Origin of the sequence: Streptomyces sp. NPDC013187, assembly GCF_042899705.1 — a bacterium.
In the GTDB taxonomy this organism is placed as follows: Bacteria; Actinomycetota; Actinomycetes; order Streptomycetales; family Streptomycetaceae; genus Streptomyces; species Streptomyces hawaiiensis_A.
The window spans coordinates 158,590-174,553 of record NZ_JBIBAF010000006.1 but is presented as its reverse complement, the minus strand read 5'-3'; the positions used below and the strand labels follow the sequence as shown (position 1 = coordinate 174,553).

The following is a 15,964-nucleotide window of genomic DNA, read 5'->3' as shown; positions in this document are numbered from 1 at the left end:
CTCAGGCGCGTACTCAGACGGTCCGCGTCGCTCCTGGGCAGACTTCCGGCATGGACTGGAACCATTACCGCTTCCGCAGTCTGTGGACCCTGCCCGCACCGCCCGCCACCGTCTACGCCGTGCTGGAACGCCCTGAGGACTACCCGCGCTGGTGGCGCCAGGTCCGGGAGGTGACCCGGCTCGACGGCACCACCGGGGTGATCCGCATCCGCTCCGCCCTGCCGTACGACATGACCTTCACGGCGCGGGAGGTGCGGCGCGACCCCGCGGCCGGTGTGCTGGAGACCGCGCTGTCCGGGGACATCGAGGGCTGGGCACGCTGGACCGTCACACCGCACGGGACGGGCAGTCTGGCGCGCTACGACCAGGTCGTCGGCGTGCGCAAGCCGCTGCTGCGGCGCCTCGCCGTACCGGGACGGCCTCTCTTCCGCGCCAACCACGCGCTGATGATGCGGTCCGGGCGGCGCGGACTCCGCCGGCACCTCGAAGCGGTTTGAAGGAAGCGTGCCCGGACCTGTATGGTTCAGTGCGTTCCCGGGCGATTAGCTCAGTGGGAGAGCGCTTCGTTCACACCGAAGAGGTCACTGGTTCGAACCCAGTATCGCCCACCGGAAACAGCCGGTCCGTCACAGACGGACCGGTTTTTTCATGCCCTCACGGACCCCGTGCCCAGGTGCTCAGGCCGCCGCCGGCAGGTCCGGACGCAGCGGCCACGCCGGGTCGACCGCCTCGTCCACACCGCTGCGCGCGAACCACGCCTGCAGGCCCCGCGCCTGCGCCGCGTGCCACACCGCCTGCAGGGTGTGCAGCTCACCCGGGGCGAGACGCTCCAGCCGGGACGCGAACCGGCGGCCCACCGCCCGGGTGACCTCCAGTGCCGCCACGGCGTCGGCCGCCGCGTCGTGCGCGCCCTCCAGGGCCACGCCGTAGTGCGCACACAGGTCGGTCAGGGTGCGGCGGCCCTTGCGGTAGCGGTCCAGGTGCTTGTCCAGGACCCGCGGGTCGAGCACGGACAGCGGCGCCGACTCGAACCAGCGGCCGAGCGCCGAGGCGCGGTGCCGGCGCAACTCCCGGTCCAGCATGGTCAGATCGAACGGCGCGTTCATCACCACGACCGGGCGCCCGGCGTGCGCCTGCTCGGCCAGTGCCTGCGCTATCTCGTACATCACCGGCGCCGGCCACCGGCCGTTGAGCCGCAGGTGCTCCTCCGTCAGCCCGTGCACCGCCGTCGCCTCCGCCGGCACCGGCACCCCCGGGTTCACCAGCCAACGGCTCACCCGCGGCCGGATGCCCGGCGCGTCCTGGACGACGACGGCGGCCGACACGATCCGGTCGGTCTCGACGTCCACGCCCGTCGTCTCCGTGTCGAAGGCGGCCAGCGGCCCCTCGAACCAGCTCGTCGTCATAGCCACACAACCCCTCGTTCACCTTCGGCAGTTGACGCACCGTCCGCTGCCCGATTCGGTGATACCCGGGCTGTTTGCGCCGTACGCCGGAAGGAGACAACAGGAGTACGGGTTGTTGCAGTTCAGCGGCCCGCAGCGGGGAATCACTTGTTCTGGAAGGCTGTTGGCCATGGCCATAGCGCAGCCCGAACGGGGCGGGCTGCTGCCCGAGCGCACGGCTCCCTCTCGCGGCACTCTCGCCACCACCGCCTGCATGGAGACACTGCAGGTCGGCTATCTGCACGCCGTCGCGGCGGCCGCCGGCTGTTCGCTGTCCCAGCCCTTTCCCGACAACGGCATCGACTGGCACGTCAGCCACAGCGCCCCCGGGCACACGGTCGACGACGAGGTCACCATCAAGGTGCAGCTCAAGGCCACCTACCAGGTGCCGCCCAACCCACCCGGCCGCACCTTCTCCTTCACGCTCGACAACGACCACCTGGCGAAGCTCGCCCGCACACCCGTGTCGGTGCACAAGATCCTCGTGGTGATGCTGGTGCCGCGCTCCCAGGACGACTGGCTGCGCGCCGGCCACGACCGGCTCGACCTGCGGCACTGCTGCTACTGGACCAACCTCGCCGGACAGCCGATCACCGGCCGCCGCCGCACCACCGTGCGGATACCGACCTCACGCATCTTCGACGACCGGGCCCTGTGCGAGATCATGACGCGGGTCGGGACGGGAGGGAAACCGTGACGCACCGCCCGACCGAGGAGCCACTGAGGCAGGTCCGGCCGCACCCCGTCGACACCACCTGGAGCGGCTCACCGCCCGAGCCGCCCGAGCCGGCCGGCATCGACCCGGCCGTGCTGGGCGCCCTGCTGCGCCGGCACGGCTGGCAGCGGCGCGGCGGCGCCCCCGGACGCTACGGCCGCTGGACCCCGCCCGGCCCCGGCGGCAGCGGCACCAGCCTCCTGGTGCCGGAGAGCCGCGCCTTCCCCGACAGCGACGAGCTGCTCGGCGAGGCCCTGCTCGCCCTGTCCCGCAGCGGCTCACCCTCCGCCCGCGAGGTCCTCGTCTCCCTCGCCGTGCCCAGCGACGAGATCCGCTGGTGGCACGACGTCCCCGCCGGACCCGCCGGCGCGGCGTCCTGGACCGTGGAGGACCGGCTGCGCGGCGCCGCCCGCCGGACGCTGCTCGCCGCGGCCCTCGCCACCCGCGCCCGGGCCGGCTACCACGGCGCCCGTCACCGTCGCTCCGCCGCCGCGGCCCTGGAGAACGTCCTCGTCGGCTCCGCCACCGGCGGTCGGCTGACCGCGTTCGTGCCGGTCGCCGGCGGCCGCCCCCTGGCCGTACGCCTCCACCAGGCGCTGTTCGCCGCCCGGGAGGCGATCGACTACCAGCGGGCCACCGGTGGCATGGACGGCTTCGACACCGCCGTCGAGGCCGGGGTGAGCCACGAGCTCACCGAGGCCCTGGTGGCGCTCGTCCGGGGCACGGAAGGGGCCCGGATCGCCGTCGAGTGGGCCCCGGCGGCGGGCGTGCCCGAGGGGTGCGCGCCCTCCGCCGAGCCCGTCGAGTTCTCGCCCGGCGACCTGGCCGTGCTGCGCGAGGCGGGAGCCCGCTACCTGCGTGAGGAACCCGCCGTGGCGGTGCGGATCACGGGAGCGGTGGTACGGCTGCGCCGGGCCGGGCCGCGCGGCTACGGCACCGTACGGCTGCGTGTGCTGGCCGGGGCCGACGTCCCGAACGTCCGGATCACCCTCGACGAGGACGCGTACCGGATCGCCGGGCACGCCCATCTCGTGGGACTTCCGGTCCGGGTGCAGGGGCGGCTGGAGAGCCGGGGCGGGTTCCGCCGCCTCACCGGTGCCCACGGCGTCGTGCCCGTCCAGGTCGACGACGCCGAGCGGGACCGCCTGATGAAGGAGCTCCACGAGAACCTCGACTTCTTCGAGGGGGCGTGCGAAGGGGACTGACGCACCCTGCGGCAGGGGACCGCCGAGGCCCGGGGAGGGACTGCCGAGGGGACTGACGCACCCTGCGGCAGGGGACCGCCGAGGCCCGGGGAGGGACTGCCGAGGGGACTGACGCACCCTGCGGCAGGGGAGAGCCGAGGTCCGCGGAGGGACTGCCGAGGGGACTGACGCACCCTGCGGCAGGGGAGAGCCGAGGCCTGCTGAGGGGGCTGCCGGGACTGATTTCGCGTCGGGCGGTCCCGGGTCGGTACGATCCTTACTCGTGCGCGCGCTCGGGTATGGCGCCGCAGCCCCCTTCAGTCAGGAGAGACCGGTGTCAGACGTCCGTGTGATCATCCAGCGCGATTCCGAGCGGGAAGAACGCGTGGTGACGACGGGCACTACGGCCGCCGAGCTCTTCGCCGGCGAGCGCTCGATCATCGCCGCGCGCGTGGCCGGCGAGCTCAAGGACCTGTCGTACGCCCTGTCCGAGGGCGACGAGGTCGAGGGCGTCGAGATCTCCTCCGAAGACGGCCTCAACATCCTGCGCCACTCCACCGCGCACGTCATGGCACAGGCCGTGCAGGAGCTCCACCCCGAGGCCAAGCTCGGCATCGGCCCGCCCGTCAAGGACGGCTTCTACTACGACTTCGACGTCGAGAAGCCGTTCACGCCCGAGGATCTCAAGGCCATCGAGAAGAAGATGCAGGAGATCCAGAAGCGCGGGCAGCGCTTCTCGCGCCGTGTGGTGACCGACGAGGCCGCCCGCGAGGAGCTGGCCGACGAGCCCTACAAGCTGGAGCTGATCGGCCTCAAGGGCGCCGCCTCGTCCGACGACGGCGCGGACGTCGAGGTCGGCGCCGGTGAGCTGACGATCTACGACAACCTGGACGCCAAGACCGGCGACCTGTGCTGGAAGGACCTCTGCCGAGGCCCGCACCTGCCGTCGACCCGGGCCATCCCCGCCTTCAAGCTGATGCGCAACGCGGCCGCCTACTGGCGCGGCAGCGAGAAGAACCCCATGCTCCAGCGCATCTACGGCACCGCCTGGCCCACCAAGGACGAGCTGAAGGCCCACCTGGAGTTCCTCGCCGAGGCCGAGAAGCGCGACCACCGCAAGCTGGGCAACGAGCTGGACCTGTTCTCCGTCCCCGAGCAGATCGGCTCCGGCCTCGCCGTCTTCCACCCCAAGGGCGGCATCATCCGCCGGGTCATGGAGGACTACTCGCGCCGCCGCCACGAGGAGGAGGGCTACGAGTTCGTCTACACCCCGCACGCCACCAAGGGGAAGCTCTTCGAGACCTCGGGCCACCTGGACTGGTACGCCGACGGCATGTACCCGCCCATGCAGCTCGACGAGGGCGTGGACTACTACCTCAAGCCCATGAACTGCCCGATGCACAACCTGATCTTCGACGCGCGCGGGCGTTCCTACCGTGAACTGCCGCTGCGTCTCTTCGAGTTCGGGACCGTGTACCGGTACGAGAAGTCGGGCGTCGTGCACGGCCTGACCCGGGCCCGCGGCTTCACCCAGGACGACGCGCACATCTACTGCACGCGTGAGCAGATGTCCGAGGAGCTGGACTCCACGCTCACCTTCGTGCTGAACCTCCTGCGCGACTACGGCCTGACCGACTTCTACCTGGAGCTCTCCACCAAGGACCCGGAGAAGTTCGTCGGCTCGGACGAGGCCTGGGAAGAGGCCACCGAGACGCTGCGCCAGGTCGCCGAGAAGCAGGGCCTGCCCCTGGTGCCCGACCCGGGCGGCGCCGCCTTCTACGGCCCGAAGATCTCCGTCCAGGCCAAGGACGCCATCGGCCGGACCTGGCAGATGTCGACGATCCAGCTCGACTTCAACCTGCCCGAGCGCTTCGACCTGGAGTACACGGGTCCCGACGGCTCCAAGCAGCGCCCCGTCATGATCCACCGCGCGCTGTTCGGCTCCATCGAGCGGTTCTTCGCGGTGCTCCTGGAGCACTACGCGGGCGCCTTCCCGGCGTGGCTGGCCCCGGTCCAGGCCGTCGGCATCCCGATCGGTGACGCGCACGTCGAGTACCTGGAGAAGTTCGCCGCCGCGGCCAAGAAGAAGGGCCTGCGCGTCGAGGTCGACTCCTCCTCCGACCGCATGCAGAAGAAGATCCGCAACGCCCAGAAGCAGAAGGTGCCCTTCATGGTCATCGCGGGCGACGAGGACATGTCCCACGAGTCCGTGTCCTTCCGCTACCGCGACGGCTCGCAGGAGAACGGCATCCCCTTCGACGAGGCCATCGCCAAGATCCTGAAGGTCGTCGAGGAGCGCGCCCAGGTCTGATCACGCGAGGCACGGGCCCCCGGGGAGATCCCGGGGGCCTTTGCCGTCCCCCCAGCTCGACGCCATATGCTGCACTGCATGACGAGTGAGCCGGAGCAGCAGCTGGGAGTGGGGACGCAGGACGCGTTCCAGCGTCTGTGGACGCCCCATCGGATGGCCTACATCCAGGGTGAGAACAAGCCCACCGGCCCGGGTGCCGGCGACGGCTGCCCCTTCTGCTCGATCCCGGCCAAGTCCGACGAGGACGGGCTCGTCGTCCGGCGCGGCGAGCAGGTCTACGCGGTGCTCAACCTCTACCCGTACAACGGCGGCCACCTGATGACCGTGCCCTACCGGCACGTCGCCGACTACACCGACCTCACCGCGGGGGAGACGGCCGAGCTCGGCGAACTCACCAAGCAGGCGATGACGGCCCTGCGCACGGCCTCCGGCGCCCACGGCTTCAACATCGGCATGAACCAGGGCACGGTCGCCGGCGCGGGCATCGCCGCACACCTGCACCAGCACATCGTGCCGCGCTGGGGCGGGGACACGAACTTCATGCCGGTGGTCGGGCACACGCGGGTGCTGCCGCAGTTGCTGGCCGACACGAGGAAGATGCTGGCGGAGGCATGGCCGTCATAAACCGCGGGCATGCGTGCCGCCTGGGGCGGCACGGGTGGGCGCGGCGGCACCCCGCAGCGCCGGGTTGCGCACCCACCCGCGCCCCAGCAACAACGCTGGGCACTCCACCAACTAGGCGTCGTAGACGTCGGCCTTCTTCGGTGAAGCCTCCTGCACCGCCCCGCTGAGCGCCGCCGACCTGGACCCGAACTTCTCCACGTCCACCCCGTTCTCCCGCAGCACCTTCAGCGCCGCCGTGTGCACCACCCGCAGCACCGGCGTGGCCGCCCGCAGCGCGTCGTCGGCCATGAAGCGGTGCCGCCACGGCTGGTCGGCCCACGCGTGCCGCAAGCCGAACGGCTCCGGCAGCGTCAGACTGCCGCCGAGCCAGTTCAGCACCGGCGGGTACCAGGTCAGCGGGGCGCGCGCGGCCAGCCGTACCACCTCGTCGGCGTCGATCAGCGGGAGCTTCACCGTGCGGGTCTCCCAGAACCGGAGCGACTTCTGGACCGTCTTCTCCTTGGCGGCCGGCTTCTCGTTGAACAGGGAGTTCACCGGCCCCAGGGCGTGCCCGGTGACCTCGATGCGCAGCGTGTCGTGCAGCACGGTCACCGTGATCAGCATCGTGATCACCAGGTGGCCGTCCCACAGGGTCCACTGCACGCCCAGGTAGTGCCGGTCGCCGCTGCCGAACTGCTGCTTGTTGCAGATGTCCTGTATGGCGTGCGTCCGGACCGTGTACGCGTCGACGTCCGTGCCGCTCGGCCGGGACACCTCCGTCGCCTTCTCGCCGATCGGCGTGACGACCCAGTGGGTGATGGACGGCTTGGGGAAACCGCCGGTGTTGATCGACGTGCGCTCCAGCATGCCGAGGCCGCCCTGGATCGCCACGATGATGTCCCAGCTGCGGAACGGGTGGAACTCCTTGCCCGGCTCGGCGGAGACCAGCTCCTCGGCCAGTTGCCAGCTGCCCCACCGCGTGCCCATGCCGAGTATGCCCTTGGGGCCGGCGTAGAAGACCGAGTTGGAACGCTGTTCGGCGGCGAGGCGGGCCAGCTCCTTGCGGACCTGCTCGGCCGCGTCACCGGGGTTGCCGGGGACGGCCTCGGGGATCTTGGCGCCGACCCCGCCGCCCGACAGCAGGCTCGACCAGCGCTCCCGCAGGTCCCGGGCGGTCCGCTCGCAGATGTGCTTGGCCCAGAACCAGCCGACGACCGGCATGATCACCGCCGCGCGCCCGTACAGGGCCCAGAACCCCGTGAACGGCATGCGCAGCAGGAACAGCACGGCCAGTGCGCCCACGGCGACCAGCAGCGTCGTGGCCAGGGCGCCCGCACGCTTGTCCTCGCGCTTGGCCATGGTCGTGCGCAGGGTGAACACCAGCAGCCACACGAGGAAGCCCGGGAGGAACAGGAGCCCGCAGATCACCGTGATCGCCGACAGCCAGTTGTCGCGGTCGCGGCGGATGCGGTGGGCCGCCAGGCAGTGCTCCACGACGACCTGGGGCTCGATGCCGAAGGACTGGATGACCGGCTTGCGCCCGGCCCCCAGCATCCGGTCGATCACCGCGCGCGAGAACGCCTCGCCCAGCCTGGGGCGGAAGATCTTCGCCCAGGAGCGCGGCGGGGTCACCTTCGACTGGTGCCACTCGTTGTCGGCGGCCAGGATCTTGGTGACCTCGTCGTCCCGGTACGCCGCCGCGGCCAGCGCGTAGGTCGCCGCCGTCTGGCCGCTCGCACCCGCGAGAGGAACCTGGGCTCCCGGGCTGAAGTCGAATCCGTCCGTCACTGCCGCCCCCATCGCTGCCGCATCCGCATCTGCGGCCTTCCCGACTTCCGCGCTCCGCACACCTGTTGATCAGGTCATCAGCGTATCCGTCCGCACCGGCGTGCGGGGGCGGGCGGCCTGTCAAGCCGTCCGCCCCCGCGGAGGGGAGCCCACACAGGGGCACTTGGTGGCGCCGGGCGCCAACTACGACGCCTTGCGCTCCTCTTCACGCACCCGGTCCGCGACCTGCTGCGGCATCGGTTCGTGCCGCGCGTACCGGCGGCTGAACCCCGCCGTGCCGTGCGCCATCGACCGCAGGTCGATCGCGTACCGGCCGATCTCGATCTCGGGCACCTCGGCCCGGATCAGCGTGCGCCCGCCGGGGGTCTGCTCGGTGCCGAGCACTCGCCCGCGCCGCCCCGACAGGTCGCTCATCACAGCGCCCACGAAGTCGTCGCCGACCAGCACCGACACCTCGGCCACCGGCTCCAGCAGATGGATCTTCGCGTCGGCCGCGGCCTCCCGCAGCGCGAGCGCGCCGGCCGTCTGGAACGCGGCGTCGGAGGAGTCCACCGAGTGCGCCTTGCCGTCCAGCAGGGTCACCCGTACGTCGATGAGCGGGTAACCGGCCGCCACGCCTCTGGCCGCCTGAGCGCGCACCCCCTTCTCCACCGACGGGATGAACTGCCGGGGCACCGCGCCGCCCACGACCTTGTCGACGAACTCGATGCCGGACCCGCCGGGCAGCGGCTCGACCTCGATCTCGCAGATGGCGAACTGCCCGTGCCCGCCGGACTGCTTGACGTGCCTGCCCCGGCCGGCCGACCTGGTCGCGAACGTCTCGCGCAGGGACACCCGGTGCGGCACGACGTCGACCTGGACGCCGTACCGGCTGCGCAGCCGCTCCAGGGCCACGTCGGCGTGCGCCTCGCCCAGGCACCACAGCACCACCTGGTGGGTGTCCTGGTTCTGTTCGAGCCGCATCGTCGGGTCCTCGGCCACCAGTCTGGCCAGGCCCTGGGAGAGCTTGTCCTCGTCCGGTTTGCTGTGCGCCTGGATGGCCAGCGGCAGCAGCGGGTCGGGCATCTGCCACGGCTCCATGAGCAGCGGGTCGTCCTTGGCGGACAGGGTGTCGCCGGTCTCGGCGCGGCCCAGCTTCGCCACACAGGCCAGGTCACCCGCGATGACGTGCGACACCGGGCGCTGCTGCTTGCCGAACGGCGTGGACAGGGCGCCGATCCGCTCGTCGACGTCGTGGTCCTCGTGCCCCCGGTCGGCCAGCCCGTGCCCGGAGACGTGGACCGTCTGGTCGGCGCGCAGGGTGCCGGAGAACAGCCGGATCAGCGACAGCCGGCCCACGTACGGGTCGGAGGAGGTCTTCACGACCTCCGCGACCAGCGGAGCGCCCGGGTCGCACGGCTTGAGCTCGCGCGGCTTTCCGTCGATCGTCGTCACCCGCACCGTCTCGTGCTCCAGTGGCGTCGGGAAGCCCCGCGTGATCAGCTCCAGCAGCTCCAGGGTGCCGAGGCCCTGCCGGGCGCCCTCACCCGCGGGGGCGGCGGCCAGGACCGGGAAGAAGACACCCCGCGCGACGGCCCGCTCCAGATCGTCGATGAGCGTCTTGACGTCGATCGGCTCCCCGCCGAGGTAGCGGTCCATGAGGGTCTCGTCCTCGCTCTCGGAGATGATCCCCTCGATGAGCCGGTTGCGGGCCTCCTCGATCAGCGGCAGCTGGTCCTCGCCCGGCTCGGACTCCTTGCGCTCGCCGGTCGAGTAGTCGAACAGCTTCTGTGACAGCAGGCCGATCAGCCCGGTCACGGGCGCGTGCCCGTCGGGGGCCTGGGGGCCGTGCAGCGGCAGGTAGAGCGGCAGGACCGCGTCGGGGTCGTCCGCGCCGAAGGCCTCCGCGCAGGTCCGGGTCATCTCCTCGAAGTCGGAACGCGCCGACTCCAGGTGCGTGACGACGATGGCCCGGGGCATGCCCACGGCCGCGCACTCCTCCCACACCATGCGGGTCGAGCCGTCCACGCCGTCCGAGGCCGAGACGACGAAGAGGGCCGCGTCCGCCGCGCGCAGACCGGCCCTGAGCTCACCGACGAAGTCGGCGTATCCGGGGGTGTCGAGAAGGTTGACCTTGATGCCGTCCCACTCGACGGGCACCAGGGAGAGCTGCACCGAGCGCTGCTGCCGGTGCTCGATGTCGTCGTAGTCGGAGACGGTGCCGCCGTCCTCCACGCGGCCCGCCCGGTTCACCGCCCCCGCCGTCAGTGCGAGGGCCTCCACCAATGTGGTCTTGCCCGATCCGGAGTGGCCGACCAGCACCACATTCCGTACGGACTGAGGGTGGTCGGCCGCTTGTGCCCTGCCGGCGGCCCCAGGGTGTGTCTGTGCCTTGTCGCCCATGATCCTGCCTCCCGTGCACGGTGAGGTCACTGTGGGCGCGGACACGCGGGATCCGCGTGCGGTGCGGCTCCGGCGACGCCCGCGGTCATTCGACCTTCCCACTGTCGTCACGGCGCGTCCATACGAACGACGTGAGCGCGCCGCCCACCAGCGGCCCGTGGGTTCCCCCGAAAGGGGTCCGGGTGCCCGCCCCTCACCCACGCGCGCGCGTGACTACGATGGGCCAGCCGGTGGCCAGCAGGGGCCAGACGGCGACACCGACCCTCGGGAAGGCCATGCTGAACAAGTACGCGCGTGCATTCTTCACGCGTGTCCTCACACCGTTCGCCGCGTTTCTGATCCGGCGGGGCGTGAGCCCCGACACCGTCACGCTCATCGGCACGGCCGGTGTGGTCGCGGGCGCGCTGGTCTTCTACCCCATGGGCGAGTTCTTCTGGGGCACGGTCGTGATCACACTGTTCGTGTTCTCCGACCTCGTCGACGGCAACATGGCCCGTCAGCTGGGCCGCTCCAGCCGCTGGGGCGCCTTCCTGGACTCGACGCTCGACCGGGTCGCCGACGGCGCGATCTTCGGCGGCTTCATCCTCTGGTACGCCGGCGGGGGCGACGACCTCGTCCTGTGCGCCGTCTCGATCTTCTGCCTGGCCAGCGGGCAGGTGGTGTCGTACACCAAGGCCCGGGGCGAGTCGATCGGACTGCCGGTGGCGGTCAACGGGCTCGTCGAGCGGGCCGAGCGGCTGGTGATCTCCCTGGTCGCGGCGGGGTTGGCGGGCCTGCACAAGTTCGGTGTGCCCGGCATCCAGTACCTGCTGCCCGTCGCCCTGTGGATCGTCGCCGTGGGCAGCCTCGTCACGCTCATCCAGCGGGTCGTCACGGTCCGCCGGGAGTCCGCGGAGGCCGAGGCGGCGGCGGCCACGCCGGACGGGAAGGACAATGAGGACGAGCAGCAGAACGCCTCTCACGGGAGCGAGGCGGCCACGTGAGCGTTCAGGACCGGTTGACGGACACGCTGTACGGCCTCGGCTGGAGCACGGTCAAAAAGCTCCCCGAGCCCGTCGCCGCACGGCTCGGCCGGATCATCGCCGATCTGGCCTGGAAGCAGCGCGGCAAGGGCGTGAAGCGCCTGGAGAGCAACTACGCGCGCGTGCTGCCCGGCGCGAGCTCCGAGCGCCTCGCCGAGCTGTCCCGCGCGGGCATGCGCTCCTACCTGCGCTACTGGATGGAGTCCTTCCGCCTCCCGGCCTGGAGCGAGGAGCGGGTCAAGGCCGGCTTCGAGGCCAAGGACCTGCACCACCTCACCGAGGGCCTGGCCGCCGGCAAGGGCGTGATACTCGCCCTGCCGCACCTCGCCAACTGGGACCTCGCCGGTGCCTGGGTCACCACGAAACTCGGCATCCCCTTCACCACGGTCGCCGAGCGTCTGAAGCCCGAGACGCTCTACGACCGGTTCGTCGCCTACCGCGAGGGCCTCGGCATGGAGGTCCTGCCGCACAGCGGCGGCACCGCCTTCGGCACCCTGGCCCGGCGGCTGCGCGACGGCGGTCTGGTCTGCCTGGTCGCCGACCGCGACCTGTCGGCCTCCGGGGTCGAGGTGGACTTCTTCGGCGACACGGCCCGCATGCCGGCCGGGCCGGCCCTGCTCGCCCAGCAGACCGGCGCCCTGCTGCTGCCGGTGACCCTCTGGTACGACGACTCGCCCGTGATGCGGGGCCGCGTCCACCCGCCGGTCGAGGTGCCCGAGTCGGGTACGCGCGCCGAGAAGACGTCTGCCATGACACAGGCGCTGGCCGACGCCTTCGCCACCGGCATCGCCGACCATCCGGAGGACTGGCACATGCTGCAACGCCTGTGGCTCGCGGACCTCGACCCCGCGAAGGGGCGCCCGTGAGAATCGGTATCGTCTGCCCGTACTCCTGGGACGTACCGGGCGGCGTGCAGTTCCACATCCGTGACCTCGCCGCGTACTTCATCCGCCTCGGCCACGAGGTGTCCGTCCTGGCCCCGGCCGACGACGACACCCCGCTGCCGCCGTACGTGGTCTCGGCCGGACGCGCGGTGCCGGTGCCGTACAACGGCTCGGTGGCCCGGCTGAACTTCGGCTTCCTGAGCGCCGCCCGGGTGCGCCGCTGGCTGCACGACGGCTCGTTCGACGTCATCCACATCCACGAGCCGACCTCGCCGTCGCTGGGCCTGCTGACCTGCTGGGCCGCCCAGGGGCCGATCGTCGCCACGTTCCACACGTCCAACCCGCGCTCCCGGGCGATGATCGCCGCGTACTCGATCCTCCAGGCCGCCCTGGAGAAGATCAGCGCCCGCATCGCGGTGAGCGAGTACGCCCGCCGCACGCTGGTGGAGCACCTCGGCGGCGACGCGGTCGTGATCCCCAACGGCGTCGACGTCGACTTCTTCGCCGAGGCCGAGCCCAAGGCCGAGTGGCAGGGCGACACGATCGGCTTCATAGGGCGCATCGACGAGCCCCGCAAGGGACTCCCGGTGCTGATGAGGGCCTTGCCCAAGATCCTCGCCGCGCGCCCGCAGACCCGGCTGCTCGTCGCCGGCCGTGGCGACGAGGAGGAGGCCGTGGAGTCCCTGCCGGCCGACCTGCGCTCCCGCGTCGAGTTCCTCGGCATGGTCAGCGACGAGGACAAGGCCCGCTTCCTGCGCAGCGTCGACCTGTACGTCGCGCCCAACACCGGCGGCGAGAGCTTCGGCATCATCCTCGTCGAGGCCATGTCCGCCGGAGCTCCCGTCCTCGCCTCCGACCTGGACGCCTTCGCCCAGGTCCTGGACCGGGGAGCGGCCGGCGAACTGTTCCCCAACGAGGACGCCGATGCCCTGGCCGACGCGGCCGTACGGCTCCTGGCGGACCCGGAGCGGCGGGCGGAGCTGCGTGCGCGGGGGAGCGCCCACGTGCGGCGCTTCGACTGGTCGACCGTCGGCGCGGACATCCTGTCCGTCTACGAGACGGTCACGGCGGGAGCGGCGGCGGTGGCCGAGGACGAGCGGACGACCGGCCTGTGGGGGCGTCTGGGGTTCGCCCGGGACTGATGCCGGGCCGGCACCGGCCCGGCATCAGTCCCGGGCCGGCACCGGGCCGGCGGCCGACCACGGGCGGGGCGGGGTGAACGGCGAGGCCGCCCGTGCCGCTAGCCTTGCCGCCCGTGACCACCACTCTCATCTGGATCGCCGTCGCCCTGGTCGCGATCGGGCTCTACCTGAGCTGGACCGCCGGCCGGCTCGACCGTCTCCACGCCCGGATCGACGCCGCCAGGGCCGCCCTGGACGCGCAGCTGCTGCGCCGGGCCTCGGTGGCGCAGGAACTGGCGACTTCCGGGGTACTGGACCCGGCCGCCTCGATCGTGCTGTACGAGGCCGCGCACGCCGCCCGGCAGGCCGAGGAGGACCAGCGGGAGGTCGCCGAGAGCGAACTGAGCCAGGCGCTGCGGGCCGTCTTCGCAGAGGCCCCTCAGGTGGAGGCGGTGCGGGAGGCACCCGGGGGAGAGGAGGCGGCCCGGGAGCTCACGGAGGCGGTCCGCAGGGTGCCGATGGCCCGGCGCTTCCACAACGACGCCGTCCGCGCGGCCCGGGCCCTGCGCCGGCATCGCAAGGTGCGCTGGTTCCGCCTGGCCGGTCACGCGCCCTTCCCGATGGCCTTCGAAATGGACGACGAGCCTCCGGCGGCCCTGGTGGACCGGGCCGCCTAGAGCGGCACCGGCCTTTGGTCAACCGAACCGCCCCGGTACGACTGGCAGGGGCCGAACGGCGCGCCTCACATCGAGTTCGTCATCCCGGTCGGGCGGCTGAAGGGATTTTACGATCTCACCGTCAAGCGTGAGTAGCTGAAGGGCAAGAAGGGCTGACGGCCATGGAGTATTCCCTGCACTACGAAGTCGACGTCACCGTGGTCGCCGCCCGCCCCTGGGGTCTGGAGGTCGAATCGGGACACGGCGCCCCTGCCTTCATCGACAACACCAAGAGCCCGGCGTGGCCGTCGGGCGATCAGCAGGCCCTGGTCGGCAGCGTCCTGCGTGCCGTCGTCATCGACGACCGGCGGGACCCGGTCCGGCTGAGCACCCTCGACACGGACATGCGGATCGCCCGCGAGAAGAGGAGCTGTTCCTCCTAGGGGCAGCAGCTCACAAGGCCCCACCGGCCGGGACGCCGGCGGGCCGTCCTCCGACACCGTGACACGAGGGAGGAGAACCGGTATGGGTCTGGCGATGCGCAGACTGAACCCGCGCGCAGGACGTGCCCTCCGGAGGAGGTGAACCGCTCGGTTGCGCGATCCAGACGCTGCGGCCGGACGGCCTCACGCCGGAGCAGGCCGACACGGTCGAGGCAGCCGTCGTCGCGGCGGCGACGGGACTTCGGTGCGCGAACCACTCGGGGACAAGCGCCTGAGGGCGTCGCCGGAGCTGAAGAGTGAGGAGAGTGGGGCAGGTCTGACCCTGCTCTCTCCCGCCCGTCCGTGTCGACAGCCGGCCGACCCCGCTGCGTCATCGACCGCACCGACGCTCGCCGAGAAAAATCCACCGGCTTCCCATTGGCCCTTGATGTGGCCTGGCCCCGTCCCGTTTCCTCGTTGCTGCAGAAACCCCCTTTCCCCTCAGCGAGGTCACCCGTGTCCATCTCCGAAAACCAGGCTCCCGAGACCGGCACCGCCCGAGTGAAGCGCGGCATGGCCGAGCAGCTCAAGGGCGGCGTGATCATGGACGTCGTCACGCCGGAGCAGGCCAAGATCGCCGAGGACGCGGGCGCCGTCGCCGTCATGGCGCTGGAGCGGGTCCCCGCCGACATCCGCAAGGACGGCGGCGTGGCCCGCATGTCCGACCCGGACATGATCGAGGGCATCATCGACGCCGTCTCGATCCCGGTCATGGCCAAGTCCCGCATCGGCCACTTCGTCGAGGCCCAGGTCCTGCAGTCCCTCGGCGTCGACTACATCGACGAGTCCGAGGTCCTCACCCCGGCCGACGAGGTCAACCACAGCGACAAGTTCGCCTTCACCACCCCCTTCGTCTGCGGCGCCACCAACCTGGGCGAGGCCCTGCGCCGCATCGCCGAGGGCGCGGCCATGATCCGCTCCAAGGGCGAGGCCGGCACCGGAAACGTGGTCGAGGCCGTCCGCCACCTGCGCCAGATCAAGAACGAGATCGCCCGCCTGCGCGGCTACGACAACAACGAGCTGTACGCCGCCGCCAAGGAGCTGCGCGCCCCGTACGAGCTGGTCAAGGAAGTCTCCGAGCTCGACAAGCTCCCCGTCGTGCTGTTCTCCGCCGGCGGCGTGGCCACCCCGGCCGACGCGGCCCTGATGCGCCAGCTCGGCGCCGAGGGCGTCTTCGTCGGCTCCGGCATCTTCAAGTCCGGCGACCCGGCCAAGCGCGCCGCCGCCATCGTGAAGGCCACCACCTTCTACGACGACCCGAAGATCATCGCCGACGCGTCCCGCAACCTCGGCGAGGCCATGGTCGGCATCAACTGCGACACCCTCCCCGAGGCCGAGCGCTACGCCAACCGCGGCTGGTAAGGCACAGGA

Annotated in this window: 14 protein-coding genes and 1 tRNA gene; 12 read left to right on the top strand and 3 right to left on the bottom strand. The window is 71.5% G+C overall.

Features of this window, described 5'->3' with window-relative positions:
- Nucleotides 1-50: 50 nt before the first annotated feature.
- Both ACFY5B_RS14250 and ACFY5B_RS14245 read left to right on the top strand, forming a co-directional pair.
- Complete coding sequence (locus ACFY5B_RS14250; protein ID WP_389968756.1) at nt 51-497, top strand: SRPBCC family protein; 447 nt, start codon at nt 51-53, stop codon at nt 495-497.
- A 39-nt stretch (nt 498-536) separates the two neighbouring features.
- Nucleotides 537-608: transfer RNA gene (locus ACFY5B_RS14245), tRNA-Val, on the top strand.
- Between the two features lie 69 nt (nt 609-677).
- Here ACFY5B_RS14245 and ACFY5B_RS14240 read toward each other — a convergent pair.
- The gene (locus ACFY5B_RS14240; protein ID WP_389968754.1) at nt 678-1,406 is read right to left on the bottom strand and encodes a 3'-5' exonuclease; all 729 of its coding nucleotides are present in this window, start codon (nt 1,404-1,406) and stop codon (nt 678-680) included.
- A gap of 169 nt (nt 1,407-1,575) precedes the next feature.
- Here ACFY5B_RS14240 and ACFY5B_RS14235 point away from each other — a divergent pair, with 169 nt between their 5' ends.
- From ACFY5B_RS14235 to ACFY5B_RS14220, 4 genes are all read left to right on the top strand, one after another.
- Nucleotides 1,576-2,142 (top strand): DUF4365 domain-containing protein, encoded by a 567-nt coding sequence (locus ACFY5B_RS14235; protein ID WP_053668277.1) that lies wholly within the window; start codon nt 1,576-1,578, stop codon nt 2,140-2,142.
- Nucleotides 2,139-3,365, top strand: a complete 1,227-nt coding sequence (locus ACFY5B_RS14230) for a hypothetical protein (RefSeq protein ID WP_389968752.1) — start codon at nt 2,139-2,141, stop codon at nt 3,363-3,365. The genes ACFY5B_RS14235 and ACFY5B_RS14230 overlap by 4 nt, the downstream gene beginning before the upstream one ends.
- A 313-nt stretch (nt 3,366-3,678) precedes the next feature.
- On the top strand, nt 3,679-5,655 hold the full coding sequence (gene thrS, locus ACFY5B_RS14225) for a threonine--tRNA ligase (RefSeq protein WP_389968750.1): 1,977 nt from the start codon (nt 3,679-3,681) through the stop codon (nt 5,653-5,655).
- Nucleotides 5,656-5,721: 66 nt separating this feature from the next.
- A complete protein-coding gene (locus tag ACFY5B_RS14220; protein ID WP_381441732.1) occupies nt 5,722-6,279 on the top strand; it encodes an HIT family protein in 558 nt (185 codons plus the stop codon).
- A gap of 111 nt (nt 6,280-6,390) precedes the next feature.
- On the opposite strand, the gene ACFY5B_RS14215 is transcribed toward ACFY5B_RS14220, so the two are convergent.
- Together ACFY5B_RS14215 and ACFY5B_RS14210 are read right to left on the bottom strand one after the other, a co-directional pair.
- Nucleotides 6,391-8,058 (bottom strand): hypothetical protein, encoded by a 1,668-nt coding sequence (locus ACFY5B_RS14215; protein ID WP_389968747.1) that lies wholly within the window; start codon nt 8,056-8,058, stop codon nt 6,391-6,393.
- A gap of 171 nt (nt 8,059-8,229) precedes the next feature.
- Nucleotides 8,230-10,428 carry an elongation factor G-like protein EF-G2 gene (locus ACFY5B_RS14210; RefSeq protein ID WP_389968745.1) on the bottom strand — a complete coding sequence of 733 codons (2,199 nt, stop codon included), beginning with the start codon at nt 10,426-10,428 and terminating at the stop codon, nt 8,230-8,232.
- Between the two features lie 218 nt (nt 10,429-10,646).
- Here ACFY5B_RS14210 and pgsA point away from each other — a divergent pair, with 218 nt between their 5' ends.
- From pgsA to pdxS, 6 genes are all read left to right on the top strand, one after another.
- Entirely contained in the window at nt 10,647-11,411 is a 765-nt protein-coding gene (pgsA, locus tag ACFY5B_RS14205) for a phosphatidylinositol phosphate synthase (protein ID WP_389969192.1), read from the top strand.
- Nucleotides 11,408-12,316, top strand: a complete 909-nt coding sequence (locus ACFY5B_RS14200) for a phosphatidylinositol mannoside acyltransferase (RefSeq protein ID WP_389968743.1) — start codon at nt 11,408-11,410, stop codon at nt 12,314-12,316. Before pgsA ends, ACFY5B_RS14200 begins: the two co-directional genes overlap by 4 nt.
- The gene (locus ACFY5B_RS14195) at nt 12,313-13,476 is read left to right on the top strand and encodes a glycosyltransferase family 4 protein (protein ID WP_389968741.1); all 1,164 of its coding nucleotides are present in this window, start codon (nt 12,313-12,315) and stop codon (nt 13,474-13,476) included. The genes ACFY5B_RS14200 and ACFY5B_RS14195 overlap by 4 nt, the downstream gene beginning before the upstream one ends.
- 113 nt (nt 13,477-13,589) lie before the next feature.
- The gene (locus ACFY5B_RS14190) at nt 13,590-14,132 is read left to right on the top strand and encodes a hypothetical protein (RefSeq protein WP_389968739.1); all 543 of its coding nucleotides are present in this window, start codon (nt 13,590-13,592) and stop codon (nt 14,130-14,132) included.
- Between the two features lie 161 nt (nt 14,133-14,293).
- Nucleotides 14,294-14,554 (top strand): hypothetical protein, encoded by a 261-nt coding sequence (locus ACFY5B_RS14185; protein WP_389968737.1) that lies wholly within the window; start codon nt 14,294-14,296, stop codon nt 14,552-14,554.
- Nucleotides 14,555-15,049: 495 nt separating this feature from the next.
- Nucleotides 15,050-15,955 carry a pyridoxal 5'-phosphate synthase lyase subunit PdxS gene (pdxS, locus tag ACFY5B_RS14180; protein ID WP_389968735.1) on the top strand — a complete coding sequence of 302 codons (906 nt, stop codon included), beginning with the start codon at nt 15,050-15,052 and terminating at the stop codon, nt 15,953-15,955.
- Nucleotides 15,956-15,964 lie beyond the last annotated feature (9 nt).